At 71.2% G+C, this 14,193-nt stretch carries 14 protein-coding genes; 9 read left to right on the top strand and 5 right to left on the bottom strand.

Annotated elements, in window-relative coordinates; all coding sequences use genetic code 11:
- The 3 genes from VFH10_RS03865 to VFH10_RS03855 all read left to right on the top strand — a co-directional run.
- On the top strand, positions 1-1,552 hold a 1,552-nt coding region (locus VFH10_RS03865), incomplete at its 5' end, for an ATP-binding protein (RefSeq protein ID WP_325126118.1).
- A gap of 14 nt (positions 1,553-1,566) precedes the next feature.
- Positions 1,567-2,409: a hypothetical protein gene (locus VFH10_RS03860; protein WP_325126116.1), complete on the top strand. Its 843-nt coding sequence runs from the start codon at positions 1,567-1,569 to the stop codon at positions 2,407-2,409.
- Positions 2,410-2,474: 65 nt separating this feature from the next.
- Positions 2,475-2,909, top strand: coding sequence for an RDD family protein (locus VFH10_RS03855; RefSeq protein ID WP_325126114.1), 435 nt, complete (start codon positions 2,475-2,477; stop codon positions 2,907-2,909).
- A gap of 7 nt (positions 2,910-2,916) precedes the next feature.
- Here VFH10_RS03855 and VFH10_RS03850 read toward each other — a convergent pair whose 3' ends face one another.
- Together VFH10_RS03850 and VFH10_RS03845 are read right to left on the bottom strand one after the other, a co-directional pair.
- Positions 2,917-3,408, bottom strand: a complete 492-nt coding sequence (locus VFH10_RS03850; RefSeq protein WP_325126112.1) for a potassium channel family protein — start codon at positions 3,406-3,408, stop codon at positions 2,917-2,919.
- Between the two features lie 210 nt (positions 3,409-3,618).
- Entirely contained in the window at positions 3,619-4,422 is an 804-nt protein-coding gene (locus tag VFH10_RS03845; RefSeq protein ID WP_325126110.1) for an MBL fold metallo-hydrolase, read from the bottom strand.
- Between the two features lie 114 nt (positions 4,423-4,536).
- Between VFH10_RS03845 and VFH10_RS03840 the strand changes: the two genes are divergently transcribed.
- Positions 4,537-6,714, top strand: coding sequence for a phage holin family protein (locus tag VFH10_RS03840; protein WP_325126108.1), 2,178 nt, complete (start codon positions 4,537-4,539; stop codon positions 6,712-6,714).
- Positions 6,715-6,753: 39 nt separating this feature from the next.
- Here VFH10_RS03840 and VFH10_RS03835 read toward each other — a convergent pair whose 3' ends face one another.
- Both VFH10_RS03835 and nhaA read right to left on the bottom strand, forming a co-directional pair.
- Positions 6,754-7,254, bottom strand: a complete 501-nt coding sequence (locus VFH10_RS03835) for a hypothetical protein (protein ID WP_325126107.1) — start codon at positions 7,252-7,254, stop codon at positions 6,754-6,756.
- A gap of 112 nt (positions 7,255-7,366) precedes the next feature.
- A complete protein-coding gene (gene nhaA, locus VFH10_RS03830) occupies positions 7,367-8,671 on the bottom strand; it encodes a Na+/H+ antiporter NhaA (RefSeq protein WP_325126104.1) in 1,305 nt (434 codons plus the stop codon).
- Between the two features lie 136 nt (positions 8,672-8,807).
- Here nhaA and VFH10_RS03825 point away from each other — a divergent pair, with 136 nt between their 5' ends.
- The 5 genes from VFH10_RS03825 (at position 8,808) to VFH10_RS03805 (ending at position 13,766) form a co-directional block, all read left to right on the top strand.
- On the top strand, positions 8,808-9,752 hold the full coding sequence (locus VFH10_RS03825) for a pirin family protein (protein ID WP_325126102.1): 945 nt from the start codon (positions 8,808-8,810) through the stop codon (positions 9,750-9,752).
- 248 nt (positions 9,753-10,000) lie between these two features.
- A complete protein-coding gene (locus tag VFH10_RS03820; RefSeq protein ID WP_325126120.1) occupies positions 10,001-10,486 on the top strand; it encodes a DUF3145 domain-containing protein in 486 nt (161 codons plus the stop codon).
- Between the two features lie 79 nt (positions 10,487-10,565).
- Entirely contained in the window at positions 10,566-11,579 is a 1,014-nt protein-coding gene (locus VFH10_RS03815; RefSeq protein WP_325126100.1) for an alpha/beta hydrolase family protein, read from the top strand.
- A gap of 109 nt (positions 11,580-11,688) precedes the next feature.
- Complete coding sequence (locus VFH10_RS03810; RefSeq protein ID WP_325126098.1) at positions 11,689-13,062, top strand: tannase/feruloyl esterase family alpha/beta hydrolase; 1,374 nt, start codon at positions 11,689-11,691, stop codon at positions 13,060-13,062.
- A gap of 107 nt (positions 13,063-13,169) precedes the next feature.
- The gene (locus VFH10_RS03805) at positions 13,170-13,766 is read left to right on the top strand and encodes a hypothetical protein (RefSeq protein ID WP_325126096.1); all 597 of its coding nucleotides are present in this window, start codon (positions 13,170-13,172) and stop codon (positions 13,764-13,766) included.
- 12 nt (positions 13,767-13,778) lie between these two features.
- Here the strand turns inward: VFH10_RS03805 and VFH10_RS03800 are convergent.
- Positions 13,779-14,193: DUF1684 domain-containing protein (locus tag VFH10_RS03800; protein ID WP_325126094.1), on the bottom strand; the 415-nt coding region annotated here is incomplete at its 5' end.

The raw sequence follows: 14,193 nt of genomic DNA, 5'->3' as shown, positions 1-14,193 counted from the left end.
GATCGAGGCGACCGGCCCCGGCCGTCGTACGACAGGCGACGATGAGGCCTTCCTCGAGCAGCTGTCGGACTACCGAAACCTGCGAGAGCGTCTCGAACGCAGCGTGCTGCCGAGGGCCACGTCGGTGGACGGGGTGCAGTTCCAGGTGCAGGCCTCCCTGCACGATCTGATGCTCCGGCGCGGGGGCTACGTGCAGCTCGGCACCGAAGGACAACAGAGGCTGGGACAGATCACGGACCTGGACGTCCGACCCGTGCAGGCGGAAGTGCAGGGGGCAACGGGTGGAGCATCCAGCATGCTGCTGCGCCTCGCCGAGGGCACCGGTCTCGTGCTCGACTCAGACGGGACCCCGTTCCACGACGCCCCCGTGCGGCCTGCAGAGAGTGACGAGGTCGGTGCCTGGTTCAGAGGCGCTCGGCCGGCACGGGCCGGGCTCGTCGTCGGGGACCTGTTGCTGGCCCCCGGCGTGCCTGCCGTCCTCGACGCCGGCGGACTCAACCGGCACACCTTCATGTGCGGGCAGTCGGGGTCGGGGAAGACCTACTCACTGGGTCTGTTGCTCGAGCGCGTCCTGGCCGAGACCAGTCTGCGGATCGTGATCCTCGACCCCAACTCCGACTACGTCGGCCTCGGTCTGGTCCGTGACGATGCCGACCCGTCGCAGGAGAACCGGTACGCCCACGTTCCCCCGAGTGTGACCGTCTGGGGCAGCGAGTCCGCCGACCGGCCGCTGCGACTCGCCTTCGCGGAGCTCAGCCCCGCTGCCCAGGCGGGCATCCTCGGGCTGGACCCGATCCGTGACCGCGAGGAGTACGCCCTCCTCGTCGACCTCCTCGCCACTGCTCGACCGGGCAAGCAGCTGATCTCGGGCCCGGACCAGCTGCTGGCGGCCGAGTCCGATACCACACGTCGACTGGGCCGACGAGCGGCCAACCTGGGTCTGTTCGACTGGGCTGTCTGGAGCCGGGGAGCAGCGCCGTCCCTGATCGACGAGCTGAGGAACCCGACCGCAAGGTGCACGGTGGTCGACCTCGGGTCGCTGGGGACGGTCGGCGAGCAGCGGGTGGTCGCGGCAGCGGTGCTGTCCACGCTCTGGGGCACGAGACATGAGCGAGAGCCCTGCCTGGTCGTGATCGACGAGGCGCACAACATCTGCTCGGCCGACCCGAGGGACGCGGTGAGCGCGCTCTCGACCGAGCAGGCGGTCCAGATCGCCGCGGAAGGCCGGAAGTACGGGCTCTACCTGCTGGTCTCGACGCAACGGCCCTACAAGGTGCACGAGAACGTGGTCTCCCAGTGCGACAACCTGCTGCTGATGAGGATGAACTCAGAGGCGGATCTCTCCGATCTCGGCAGGCTGTTCTCCTTCGTCCCGACAGGGCTGATGGCCGGGGCCACGTCCTTCGGCTTGGGACAGGCCCTCATCGGTGGACGGGTCTTCCCCCGCAGCGGCTACGTCCAGATGGGTCGACGGGTCACCCATGAAGGCGGTGTCGACGTCCCCGCGACCTGGGCCGAGACAAGACCGCCGTCGTCCCCGACCGGTCCCTGACGAAAGGCCAGGAGATGAGTGAGCCGAGCACGACCAGCGCCGACTCGCCGGAGTGGCTGGTGCCAGCGGCCCTCGACGCGGCAGTGGGTGCGGCCGGCGTGGCCCTCCACGTCGTGGCGGCAGCCGCTCACGCGGTTCACACCGCCTCCGACCCGTTCGTGCGGGTGGCGCGTCGGGGGGTGAACGCGCTGCCCGGACCGCGGCCGCCGAGCCTGTCGGAAGTGCTGGTTCGTGCCGGCGCCGTACGCCGAGAGGTCCTGGTGCGTCAGGCAGCCGAGATCCTCGACCGGCTGGTGCCGATGGTGGCCGTCGAGGTGCTCGGTCGACTCGACCTCGCCCAGCTCCTCGAGGATCACGTGGACATCGAGCGGATCGTCCAGCAGGTCGACCTGGACGCGGTCGCCCGGCGTCTCGACATCGACGCCGTCGCGGGGCGGATCGACCTGGACGCCGTGGTGGCCCGGGTCGACCTGGACGCGGTCGCCCGCCGGCTGGACCTCAACGGCCTGATCGAGACGGTCGATCTGGACGCCGTTGCTGCGCGACTCGACATCGACGCGGTCATCGACCGGGTCGACCTCGTCGAGCTGACCCGCACGATCCTCGCCGACATCGACCTCCCTGAGATCATCAGGGACTCCACCGGGGTGGTGGCGTCCGACACGATGCGTGAGGTGCGGATGCAGAGCATCTCGGGTGACGATGCCGTGTCGCGGGTCGTCGACCGTCTGCTGCTGCGCCACCACCGGCGCCCCGACGGCCCGGGGGTGCCGCCCGTGCCGACGACGACCGTGCCTCTGGCGGACGAGACCGTCGCGGCGCACGGCCGGGGGGAGAACGGGGCACGACCAAGCTGATGGCGGAGCCGATCTCACCGGTCCCCAGTGAGGCGCGCCCCTACCAAGGGGGGCACGCCGGGCTGGTGAGCCGTCTGATCGCGAACGTGGTGGACGGGGTGACCGTGGTGGCGGTTCTCGCCGCCGGGTACGCCGGACTCAACGGCCTGCTGTTCATGCTCGACCCGCGGACGTTCGAGTTCCGGGGCACCTCCGTCCTCGGCAGCATGACCGCCGCCGCCCTGGTTCTCGTCGTTTACCAGATCACCGCCTGGTCGACCACCGGACGCACCTACGGCCACCACCTCATGGGCCTTCGCGTCGTGGGGCCGGATGGCGTGCGAATGTGGCCGCCGCGCGCCCTGCTGCGTTCCGTGCTGTGCGTCGTGCTGCCGATCGGCCTGTTCTGGTGCGCGGTCAGCCCCTCACGCAAGTCGCTGCAGGACATCGTCGTGCGCACGTCGGTGATCTACGACTGGCAGCCGCACCCTGCGCCCGCAGCCGTCGCCCAGTGGGAGTGAGGGCTTTCTACTCGACGCGGGCATCCGTGTGATCGGTTGCTCCCCGGGCCCCACGGCGCTGCTGGACCATCCCGAGCAGGATCTTGGCGACGACCCCGATCAGGAGGACGTTCACGACCATCTGCAACGTCACGGCGAGGCGGGCCCCCTCCGTCGTGGGCACGATGTCGCCGAACCCGACCGTGGCGAGGATCGTGACGGTCAGGTAGACCCCGTCGATCCGGCTGAGTGGTTCGTTGAAGCTCTCGGGTCGCGCCTGTTCCATGCCTACGTACGTCGATGCGAAGAGGAAGATCAACAGCGGGAAGCTGACCGCCACCGCCTCGGCGGCGCGGACCCCGGGGTACGGCGACCGGGCGACGACCAGGATCTCCCAGCCGACCACGACGGCGAGCAGCAGGACCGACACGATCAGCCGGACAGCGGTGGCGCGGTCGTCCGGGAGCTCGAGCGGGACCTGGACGTAGAGCCCGAGCATCACCGCCGTGCTCGCGAGCACCCTGGCCGCCGACACGGCGACCTGGCGTCGAGGTCCCCTCGTCGCGGGTCGCGCGGTGGTCCAAGCCGTCCTGGTCTGTGCCACTCGATCCTCACGGTGCCGGCATGGTCTCGGGGCTGTCCGTCCGCTCCCGAGTCTGTTCCGTGCTGCTGCACCTCGGCCTCACCCCGGCCGGATGAAGGCGAGCGGGGTCGACAGCACGTCCGAAGCTCAGGACAGGCCCTCGACCTCGGTCCGGACACCGTGGCGCAGGACCAGGGGCGTGCACTGCGGCGCGAGACGAGCGACCGCCGACACGAACTCCCGCGCCGGCCGGTCCATCCAGCCGCGCGGCAGGTTCCGTCCACCCGGCGCGTGCAGGGTCCCCCAGTGCACCGGCACCGCGTAGCGGGCCCCGACCAGCGCGCAGGCCTCGGCCGCCTCGTCGGGTCCGAGGTGGCCGGCCGACAACCGCGGTCCCCACCCGGACACGGGCACGATGGCCAGGTCGATCCGTCGCTCCAGCTCGTGCCTCAGGCTGGTCATCCCGTCGTACAGCGACGTGTCACCGGCCACCCAGATCGCGACGGTCGGGCTCCTGACCAGGTGTCCGTTGGCGGCGTTGGGGCGGTGCGGCATCGGCCGCGAGCTGTGGTCGGCCCGGCACAGTGCCACGCTGACCCTTTTCCCGGATCCGACGTCCATCCAGCCGTCGCCATCAGGCGAGACACCGTGCAGGCCCTTCCGACGCAACCAGCTGGCATTGTCCGGCGCCGTGATCACCGGCACGTCCCGGGGAAGCATCCGCAGCGAGCCGAGCTCCGCGTGGTCGTGGTGGAGATGCGAGAGCAGCACGGCGTCCGGGCCCTCCCACGCGCCGCGCGGCGGACGCGAGCCCCGACGGCGGAGCAGTCCGGCATGACGGCCGAGCAGCGGGTCGGTGACCAGTCGGGTGCCGTCGAGGTCGATGACGACCGTGGAATGGCCCAGCCAGGTGAGGGCTGCGCTCGTCGTCGGGTCCGCGGTGCCGCTCACGGAGCCCAGTATGCGCGTCTCACCCGTCCCGGATGAGGTGACTTCTCCTCGCCGCGGACACGCTGGAGCCAGGATGCGTGGGCTTCCGGGACCGTGCCGGGTGAAGGAGGGGTCATGCAGGCCGAAGACTCTGCGCGCGCAGCCGCCACGCGGTCGCGCGCCGAGCTGGCCGCGGACCTGGGTCGCAGCACGTGGCACCAGGCCTGGTACGCACGGCTGGCCACGTTCGTGGCCACGGTCGCGGTCGTCTGGCTGGCCGTCGCCGTGTGCGACGTGATCCTGACGGACTTCGACGCCGCCCTGCCCTGGGGCGGCCTGGCCTTCGCGGTCGTGCTCGCGGTGCTCAGCACGTTGCTCCGTCCCGTCCTGGTCGCCGGCGCGGTGCGGCTGGGGTGGTTCGGTGTGCTGCTGCTGGCCGTGGTCGGCCAGGCCCTCGTCGTCGCCCTGACTGCCCGACTGATCCCCGAGGTCCGCGTGGACAGCTTCGTCGCGGCCCTGCTCGTCAGCGTGGTGATCGGCGTGGTCGCCACTGTCATCGGCTGGTTCACGACGGCCGGGACCTCCGAGGCCCTGGTCGGAAGGCTGGTCGCGTCGGGGCGGCGGCGGCGCGCGGCCCTCGGGGATCCCGAGGTCGGAGGGGTCGTCTTCGTCCAGCTGGACGGGGTGCCCTTCCCGGTCCTGCAGATGGCGGTCAACGGCGGCACCCTGCCGACCCTGTCGAGATGGATCAGGAGCGGCTCGCACGTCCTGCACGAGTGGGTGCCCGCGCTGCCGGCTACCACGCCGGCGAGCCAGATGGGCATCCTGCACGGAGTTATCGACGGCATCCCGGCCTTCCGTTGGTACGACCGCGACGACGACAAGGTGCTGGTGGCCAACCGTCCGGCCGACGCGGCCGTGATCGAGACTCGCCTCAGCAACGGCCGGGGGCTGCTCGTCGACGGGGGCGTGAGCATCAGCAACCTGTTCACCGGAGATGCCCCGACGGCCGCGCTGACGATGAGCCGGCAGCAACGTGCCGGAGAGGACGCCAGACGCGCGGTGGCCGAGTTCGTGATGCACCCGAACGGACTCACGCGCTCCTTGCTGCGCTCGTTCTCCGAGCTGTCGCGAGACCGGTTCCAGGCGCGTCGCGCCGTACGACGCGACCTGCAACCCCGCTGTCATCGAACCTGGACGACCGCTCTCCTGCGCTGCGTCACCAACGGGGTGCTGCGAGACCTCAACACCGTGCTGGTCGCTCAGCACATGCTGGCCGGTGCCCGCTCGATCTACGTCGACTACGTGGACTACGACGAGATCGCGCACCACGCCGGGATGCTGCGTCCGGAGAGCCTTGACGCGCTCGAGCGTGTCGACGGGGTGCTCCGTCAGCTCGAGCTTGTCGCGTCCGTGGCTCCACGTCGCTACCAGTTCGTGGTGCTCTCCGACCACGGTCAGGCCCAGGGGACGACGTTCGCCGACCGCTACGGCGAGGAGCTTGCCGCGCTCGTCGCCCGGCTCGCCCGGGCCGACGTCGCGGCCTCCGACGAAGACGTCGAGGGGTGGGGCCGCACGCAGGCCCTGGTGGACGAGCTGGCCACGGGGAAGGGTGTCACCGGCAAGGGGCTGCAGAAAACCTCGGCGGCGATGCAGCGCAACGACCGCAACGAGCCGGTCGAGGTCGGCCACCGGGAGGGCCAGGGCGTGGCCCCGGGCACCGAGACCTTCCACGTGTTCGGCTCCGGGAACCTCGGCCTGGTCTACGTGCGTGGAGAGCGGTCGCGGCTCACCCTCGAGCAGGTGGAGCAGCGCTACGCGGGACTGGTCGCGGGACTGGCGGCGCACCCGGGCGTCGGGTTCGTGGCCGTCATCGACGACGCCGGGGACGTGTGCGTCTTCGGCAACCACGGATCCGTGAACCTGGGCACCGGCGTGGTCGACGGCATCGACCCGCTCATCCCCTTCGGCGAGCGCGCGCACGGCTTCGTACGCCGGGCCGGCCTTCGCCCGGAGGCCCCCGACATCTACGTCAACAGCCTGGTGGAGCCCGGCACCGAGGACGTCGCGGCGTTCGAAGGACTGGTGGGCTGTCACGGCGGGCTGGGTGGCTGGCAGGACCGGGCCTTCGTAGTCGTGCCGAACGCTCTGCCGTACCCGACCGAGACGGTGGTCGGAGCGGACGCCATGCACGTAGCGCTCCGCACGATGCTGCGCGATCTGGGGCAGCGTGCCCAGGTGCCGGACGAAGAGCCCCGCCCGGTCCCGGTGGACCGGTCCGGACCGACCGCGACGCGTGCCATCCCGACCTGACCGACGGCGCAGTCGTCAGTGCTGTCGTCAGCGCTGTCGTCAGTGCAGAAGGGTCTTGCCGAGCACCACCACCAGGCCGAACAGGCCGGCGACACCGGCATCCACCAGTGCGGCACCGCCGACCCGGCCCGACCGGTGGGCGGCCAGGTAGCCCACGGCGATCAACAACGCAACGGAGAACCAGACCGCCACCAGCGCGGCCGTCGCCTTGCCGAGGCCGAGCAGCACGGCGACCAGGTAGACGGCGATGGCCGGCGTGCCGCCCTTGAGAACGCTCGTCTCGTGGCCGGCCGCGACGAGGATCAGCCGCAGCACGTGCCGTTCGTCACCCCCGATGTGCAGGGACTGGGCGGCGATGTAGACGTGCGCCAACCAGTAGATGAGGACAGCCCCCGAAGTCGTCAGGACGACGACGTCGAAGTCCTCGGCGTGCGCGCTGACCGAGGCCAGCACCGAGGCGGACACGATCGCCCCGTACAGCAGGCCTGCGGGATCGGCGGCGGCGACCCGGCTGGCTGCCGCGGACCTGGTGCCCGTCATGGCTCCTCCGTGCTGGCTCGGTACGACGCTGGACGGTGCGCCGGTCCGGCACCCGTCCGGCCCAAGGTACGAGCCCCTCGTGAGCGGTGCCTCCCCTGCGGGGGACGAGGGTCTACGCGTCCCGCTGGTAGACGTCCGGGATGCCGTCGGCGTCCGAGTCGGCGGACTCCTGCTGCTCGATCCGCCGGTAGACCTTGTTGCGGGACCGGAGCACGGCCGTCGCCAGCAGCGCGGAGACCAGGGAGCCGGTGAGCACACCGACCTTGACGTGGTCCTCGCGCGCGCTGCCCTCCTCGAAGGACAGGTCGCCGATCAGCAGCGAGACCGTGAACCCGATCCCCGCCAGCACCGCCAGGCCCGCGACGTCGATCCAGCTCAGGTCCTCGTCGAGGTCGGCACGGGTGAACCGGGAGACCAGGTAGGTGGTGCCGAGCACGCCGACGAACTTGCCGACGACCAGGCCGAGCGTGATCCCGAGCGCCACCGTGTCCCGGAGGGAGTCGGTCAGGCCGGACAGACCCCCGATGGTGACGCCGGCCGCGAAGAACGCGAACACGGGGACGGCGAAGCCGGTGGAGAACGGCGTGATGCGGTGCTCGAGGTCCTGGGCCATGCCCTCCTGCTCGCGGCCGTCGGCCCTCCGCCGCGACAGCACCGGGACGGTGAAACCGAGCAGCACCCCGGCCACCGTCGCGTGCACCCCGGACTCGTGCATGAGCACCCAGGTGGCCACCGCGAGCGGCAGCAGCACCCACCACACCCGCACCCGTCGTTGCACGGCCAGCGCGAAAAGACCGAGCGGGACCATCGCGCCCGCCAGCGCCAGCAGGTGCAGGTCGCTGGTGTAGAAGACGGCGATGATCGCGACGGCTAGCAGGTCGTCGACGACGGCCAGGGTGAGCAGGAAGGTGCGCAGTCCGGTGGGCAGGTGGGTGCTGATCACCGCGAGCACGGCCAGCGCGAAGGCGATGTCCGTCGCGGTGGGAATCGCCCAGCCACCGAGCGCCTCGGCGCCGGCTCGGAGGTTGATCGCGACGTAGATCAGGGCCGGCGCGATCATGCCGCCGACGGCGGCCAGGATCGGCAGCGCGGCGCGGCGCGGGTCGCGCAGATCGCCGGCCACGAACTCCCGCTTGAGCTCGAGGCCGACGACGAAGAAGAAGACGGCGAGGAGACCGTCGGCGGCCCAGGTCTCGAGCGTCAGGTGCAGGTGCAGCGACGCCGGCCCCACCTCGACCTCGAGCAGGTCGGCGTATGAGTCGGCGATCGGGCTGTTGGCCCAGACCAGCGCGACGACGGTGCCGACGAGCAACAGGGCGCCGCCGACGGTCTCCTGGCGGAGCAGCTCGGCGATCCGGGAGTCCTCGGCCCACGACCCACGGCGGAAGAGCCGGGTCGGGGTGCGGGGTTCTGCCATGTCGGATGCTCCTCGGGGTCGCTTCACTCCTGCCGACCAGACTTCCCGGCGCACCGCGGGCGAGTCTATCGGCCATCTTCGCCCGCGGGCAGTCGCCGGTGCGAACCTGCTTGACCGGCGATGCAAGACTGATCAGATGGGCGTCCCCGTGGCGGTGCACGAGGCTCTCCCGGCACGTGACGTGCTGCTGGGACGGACCACGCACGTGCGGCGGGTGCTCCCCAACAAGACCCGGCGGATGATCGGCGCCTGGTGCTTCCTGGACCACTACGGTCCCGACGACATCAAGGCGACCGGAGGCATGTGGGTGCCTCCTCACCCGCACACCGGTCTGCAGACCGTCACGTGGCTGTTCGAGGGCCTCGGCCTGCACACCGACAGCCTCGGCTCGGAGCAGCTGATCCGGCCGGGTCAGCTCAACGTGATGACTGCCGGCCACGGCATCTGCCACGCCGAGGTGTCGCCGGAGGACGCCCCGCCCCGGCTCCACGGGGTCCAGCTCTGGGTCTGCCTGCCGGACGATGTCCGTGACCGCACGCCGGCCGACTTCACCCACCTCGCCGACCTGCCCACCTATACCGAGGGCGGCGTGACGCTGAAGGTGCTCGTGGGGGACCTCGCCGGGGAGCGGTCTCCGGCACCGACGTTCTCCCCGCTCGTCGGGGCCGAGGTCCGGCTCCAGCCGGGTTCGCGGGCGAGTCTGCCCCTGGATCCGGCCTTCGAGCACGGCGTGCTCGTCGTCCAGGGCGAGACAGTCGTCGACGGCGAGGGGCTGTCGGCGAACCACATGGTCTACCTCGGCGGTGGCCGTGAAGGCCTCGAGCTCAGCGTGCCCGAGACGGGGGAGGAGTCGGTGCTGATGCTCCTCGGCGGTGCGCCGTTCGAAGAGGAGATCGTGATGTGGTGGAACTTCATCGGTCGGAGCCACGACGAGGTCGTCGCCCAGCGCAACGACTGGAACGGCGACGGGCTGGCCTGGACCCCGCCGCGGTACGGCGTGGTCGAGGGCTTCGCCGGGGACCGGCTGCTGGCTCCGCCCATGCCCAACGTGCGGCTCCGGTCCCGGGGCCGGGAGGCCTGAGTCCCGAACGGGCCCTGGCGGCCCCGCTCGACCGCCCCGCTCAACCGTCCGCCGGGCACCGGTCGGCCGAATTCCGGTGTTGCGGTGGTGTTCGGTCGCCTCGTACGTCACAATGGCCTCACAACTTCACACTGTGCTGCATCACCGCCCGGGCTCCGGGTCCGCGAGATCGCTGGGGAAGGCGTACCTCGACGCCGGATCAACAGGAGGCCACGGTGACCGCACGCACAACGACCCCACGTGGGACCATGGGCGTTCTCTACGTCCACTCCGCGCCGTCTGCACTGTGCCCGCACATCGAGTGGGCCGTCGGCGGCGTGCTCGGTTCTGCCGTCAGCCTGGACTGGACCCCGCAGGGCGCCCAGGCCGGCACCTACCGTGCCGAGTACTCCTGGACCGGCGATGCCGGCACCGCTGCCTCGATCGCGTCGGCGCTGCGCGGCTGGAACCACCTCCGCTTCGAGATCACCGAGGAGCCGACCTCCGGCACGGAGGGGGCGCGCTACTCCTACACCCCGGACCTCGGCGTCTTCCACGCCGTCACCGGCCTGCACGGGGACATCATGATCCCCGAGGACCGGCTCAAGGCCGCCGTGGTCAAGGCCGCCCTCGGTGACACGACCCTGCTGCTGGAGATCGACAAGCTGCTCGGCAAGCCGTGGGACGACGAGCTCGAGACCTTCCGGCACGCCGGCGACGGGGCCCCGGTGCGCTGGCTGCACCAGGTGGTCTGACGCGGCGGGAGGCTCGGCCCTCGATGTCCGTTCGGGTGTTTGCCTGCGCGGCGCGCGAGTCTGCCCCGACCATGAGGGCGTGACCTCTCGGATCTCGGGGATCCTCGCCGTTCTCGCGTCGGCCCTCCTGCTCGGCTCGTGCACGTCGGGCGTGACCACTCCTCCGGCCCTCGCCGGGAACCAGACGGCGCGGCTCGGCGCCCACAACGACACCAGCACGCCGTTCAACTTCGTCTCCGTCCCGGCGCTGACCCGGCATCGGTACGACGGTCGCGGGCTCCGACTCGAGCGGGAGGTCACCCGCGGGCTGGCGTTCACCCGGCATGAGATCAGCTACCGCAGCGGGCGGCTGCGGGTCACCGGTGTCATGGACGTGCCGAGCCGAGCGGGCCGTGCTCCTCTGGTCGTGCTGGCGCACGGCTGGACCGACTCGCGCGACTACCGGAGCGGCGCGATGCTGACCCGCGAGCGCGAGACCCTCGCCGAGCACGGCTTCGTGGCGCTGCAGATCGACTACCGCAACCACGCCGGCTCGACCCGCGAGGACGCCCGTGCGGTGCCACGACCACTCGGCTACCCGGAGGACCTCGTCAACGCCGTGCTCGCGGTGAGACGAGCCGAACTGCCGTTTGTCGACGCGTCCAGAGTGGGGCTCGTCGGGCGGTCGATGGGGGGAGGCGTCGTGCTCAACGCCCTGGCGGCGCGTCCCCGGCTCGCGGACGCGGTAGTGCTGTACTCACCGGTCAGCGCAAGCGCTGCCGACAACTACAACCGCTGGGTCAAGGACCGACCGGCCCTGCAGGCCCGGGTCGAGCGCGCCTACGGCACCCCCACGTCGCGCCCTCGGGTCTGGGCACGGGCCAGCGCGCTCGGCTACCTCGGACGCGTCGACGCCCCGGTCCGGATCCACCACGGCACCGCAGACGCGGTGTGCCCGCCCCGATGGAGCCGGGCCACGGCCGACGCGCTGCGCGCCGGAGGCGGCGACGTACGCCTGCACCGGTACGCCGGGCAGGGCCATCGGTTCGAGGGCGAGGCCTGGTCGTCGTTCATGCAGCGCACCGCACGCTTCCTGCACGCCCGGCTGGGATGACGATCCCGCCGGGTGGCTTGCCCCGGCGGTCCCATCACCACAGGCACGCGGCTCGATGTGTGCAAGGAGCACATCGACGCCCACGACGACCGGCTCCACGATGAGCGGCATGCGCCTCACTCGGAAGCTCGCCGTCCTGCTCGTCGCGACCGGGGTTACGGTCTCCCTGGCCACCCTGCCGGCCGGCGCCGGTCAGGCCCCCGCGAACCGTTGCGCAGGGCTGGGAGCGATCGACGTGCCCGGGGCCGAGGTGCAGGAGGCGGCCTGCCTGGACGACCTCACCACCGCCGGCACGGTCGCGAGCGGGCACACCAACGTCGACGACTGGACCGGTCTGCACGCGCCCGGCACCAGCAACCCGAGCGGGGTGCCGGGGATCCAGGTGGACGGGTACTTCCCGGACGGCTCGACCGACAACACCAACAACGGTTGGAACCACGACAGCCAGTTCGTGGTCCGGTTGCCCGACGACTGGAACGGGAAGCTGGTGGTGTCCGGCGCTCCCGGCACGCGCAGGCAGTACGCCAACGACTTCATCATCGGCGACTGGGTGCTCGCGCAGGGCTACGCGTTCGCGTCGACCGACAAGGGCAACGTCGGCGGCGCGTTCTACCGCGACGGCTCCGAGCCGGGCGGGTCCGTCCGCGAGTGGCACGAGCGGGTCACCCAGCTGACGAAGGCGACCAAGCGGGTGGTCCGGCAGCGCTACGGCAGGACGCCTTCGCGCACCTACATGTTCGGCATCTCCAACGGCGGCTACCTGACCCGCTGGCAGATCGAGAACCGGCCCGGGCTCTACGACGGCGGCCTGGACTGGGAGGGCACCCTGCTGCGCGCGGACGGTCCGAACCTGATGACCTACCTGCCGGCGGCGCTGAGGCACTACCCGGCGTACGCCGCCGGCGGCGACGCCGCTGCGCACGACGCCATGATCGAGGCGGGCTTCGCGCCCGGGTCGGAGTTCCTCTGGCCGTTCCACTTCACCTACTACTGGGACCTCACCCAGCGGATCTACCGCGAAGAGTTCGACCCCGGGTACGACGGCGACCTCGACGCCGGTGTGCCGTACTGCGCGAGCGGCACGCCGAGCTGCGACGCCGACTACGCCTACGACGCGCGACCGGACGCTGTGAAGGACGCCGTCCGCTCGGTCGAGCTCACCGGGAGGATCGGACGGAAGCTGCTGACCGTCCACGGGACGCTCGACACGTTGCTGCCACCCGCCACGTCGTCGGACGTCTATGCCGACCTGGTCGACCGGCGCGGTCGCGACCGCTGGCACCGTTACTACGAGATCGAGGACGGCACCCACGTGGACGGCCTCTACCCGGCGTACCCGGACCGCCTTCGGCCCCTTCTGCCCTGCGCCCGCTCGGCGTTCACGGCGCTGACCGAGTGGGTCGAGCAGGGCGAGCAGCCGCCGCGGAGCGGGTTGCGCGCGCGGCCCGAGAGCGGCGACCTGCTCAACAGCTGTCGGCTCTGACCGGTACTAGCCCCAAAGCCCAGTAGAGCCGCGGCTCACCCCGGGTCCAGCATGGGGCGGGCTGTCCCCGCGGTCGTCCCCGGCCGCCCGGCCCACGGGAGGTCATCATGAGTTGGTCACGGAGCTTCAGGAAGCGCTGGCTGGTCCCCCTGGTAGCCGCGGTCGCCCTCGTCCCGGCAGCGGCGGTGTCCGCCGTCGCGGGCGAGCAGGACACGTTCTTCGAGGAGACGGGCGAGGCGTTCTGGTCGGTGCCGCACACCTGCGCGGATGGCGCCGTCGTCGATGGAACGCTGCTGGTGCGCAGCACGCGCGACTTCGAGCAGCCCGAGACCGAGGATGCTGACCCGACCACCCGGGTGCAGTTCCTGGCAGTCTGCCCCGGCGGCATCTCGTTCAGCTGGGCGACTGTGCCATCGGCGCCGTCCACCATCACCAGCACCACGAACCTGAAGAGCATCCGCACGGTCGGTTCGGGAACCGCACGCGACAACTCCGGCGTCACGCACACCGTCAGCTTCGACGTCACCTACACGGGAGTCGGGCCGATCATCACGGAGGTCAACGGCCCCGGCAGCACCCGCAGGGAGCGGGAGGCGACCGCGACCGGTGTCGTGATGTTCGACGGCGCTGTTCTCGTCGACGGCGCAGCCAACCACCCGTTCCGTGACATGTTCATCCGGGTGGACATCGAGAAGGGGAGCTGAACCAGGGCCTCGTCAGGCCCGCTCGCCGACCGGGATCTCGGTGTCGACGACGTTCCCCGGTTGGGCGAGCGGGCAAGCCCAAGCAGGGTCGTAGGCGCACGACGGGTTGTAGGCGAAGTTGAGGTCGAGCACGAGCGATCGGCCGCGCCCGCCGAGGTCGGCACCCTTGACGGTGTCGAGCAGGTAGCGGCCGCCGCCGTAGGTGCCGCCGGGCCGGCCCGCGGACGCATCCTTGACCGGGACGAACAGGCCGCCGCCGTACGACGCCAGCCACCACACGTCGAGGGAGCCGACCCCGGGCAGCTCGACGAGACCGACGCGCTCGAACGGGACCACACCGTCCGTGCCGCTGGTCACCTCGATGCGGCCGGGCTCGGCGGGCTGCACCTCGACCTCGAAGCGCCAGGTCGGGTCGTAGGCCGGAACC

Source organism: Nocardioides sp., assembly GCF_035697785.1.
Lineage (GTDB): Bacteria > Actinomycetota > Actinomycetes > Propionibacteriales > Nocardioidaceae > Nocardioides_B.
This window is presented reverse-complemented; position numbering and strand designations above follow the sequence as displayed.

Excerpts from the sequence above, each read along its gene's own strand:
- VFH10_RS03810 (WP_325126098.1), top strand. The coding sequence starts at position 11,689 with ATGCGCCTCACTCGGAAGCTCGCCGTCCTGCTCGTCGCGACCGGGGTT.
- VFH10_RS03835 (WP_325126107.1), bottom strand. The coding sequence starts at position 7,254 with ATGACGGGCACCAGGTCCGCGGCAGCCAGCCGGGTCGCCGCCGCCGAT.
- VFH10_RS03825 (WP_325126102.1), top strand. The coding sequence starts at position 8,808 with ATGGGCGTCCCCGTGGCGGTGCACGAGGCTCTCCCGGCACGTGACGTG.
- VFH10_RS03820 (WP_325126120.1), top strand. The coding sequence starts at position 10,001 with ATGGGCGTTCTCTACGTCCACTCCGCGCCGTCTGCACTGTGCCCGCAC.
- VFH10_RS03805 (WP_325126096.1), top strand. The coding sequence starts at position 13,170 with ATGAGTTGGTCACGGAGCTTCAGGAAGCGCTGGCTGGTCCCCCTGGTA.
- nhaA (WP_325126104.1), bottom strand. The coding sequence starts at position 8,671 with ATGGCAGAACCCCGCACCCCGACCCGGCTCTTCCGCCGTGGGTCGTGG.
- VFH10_RS03860 (WP_325126116.1), top strand. The coding sequence starts at position 1,567 with ATGAGTGAGCCGAGCACGACCAGCGCCGACTCGCCGGAGTGGCTGGTG.
- VFH10_RS03840 (WP_325126108.1), top strand. The coding sequence starts at position 4,537 with ATGCAGGCCGAAGACTCTGCGCGCGCAGCCGCCACGCGGTCGCGCGCC.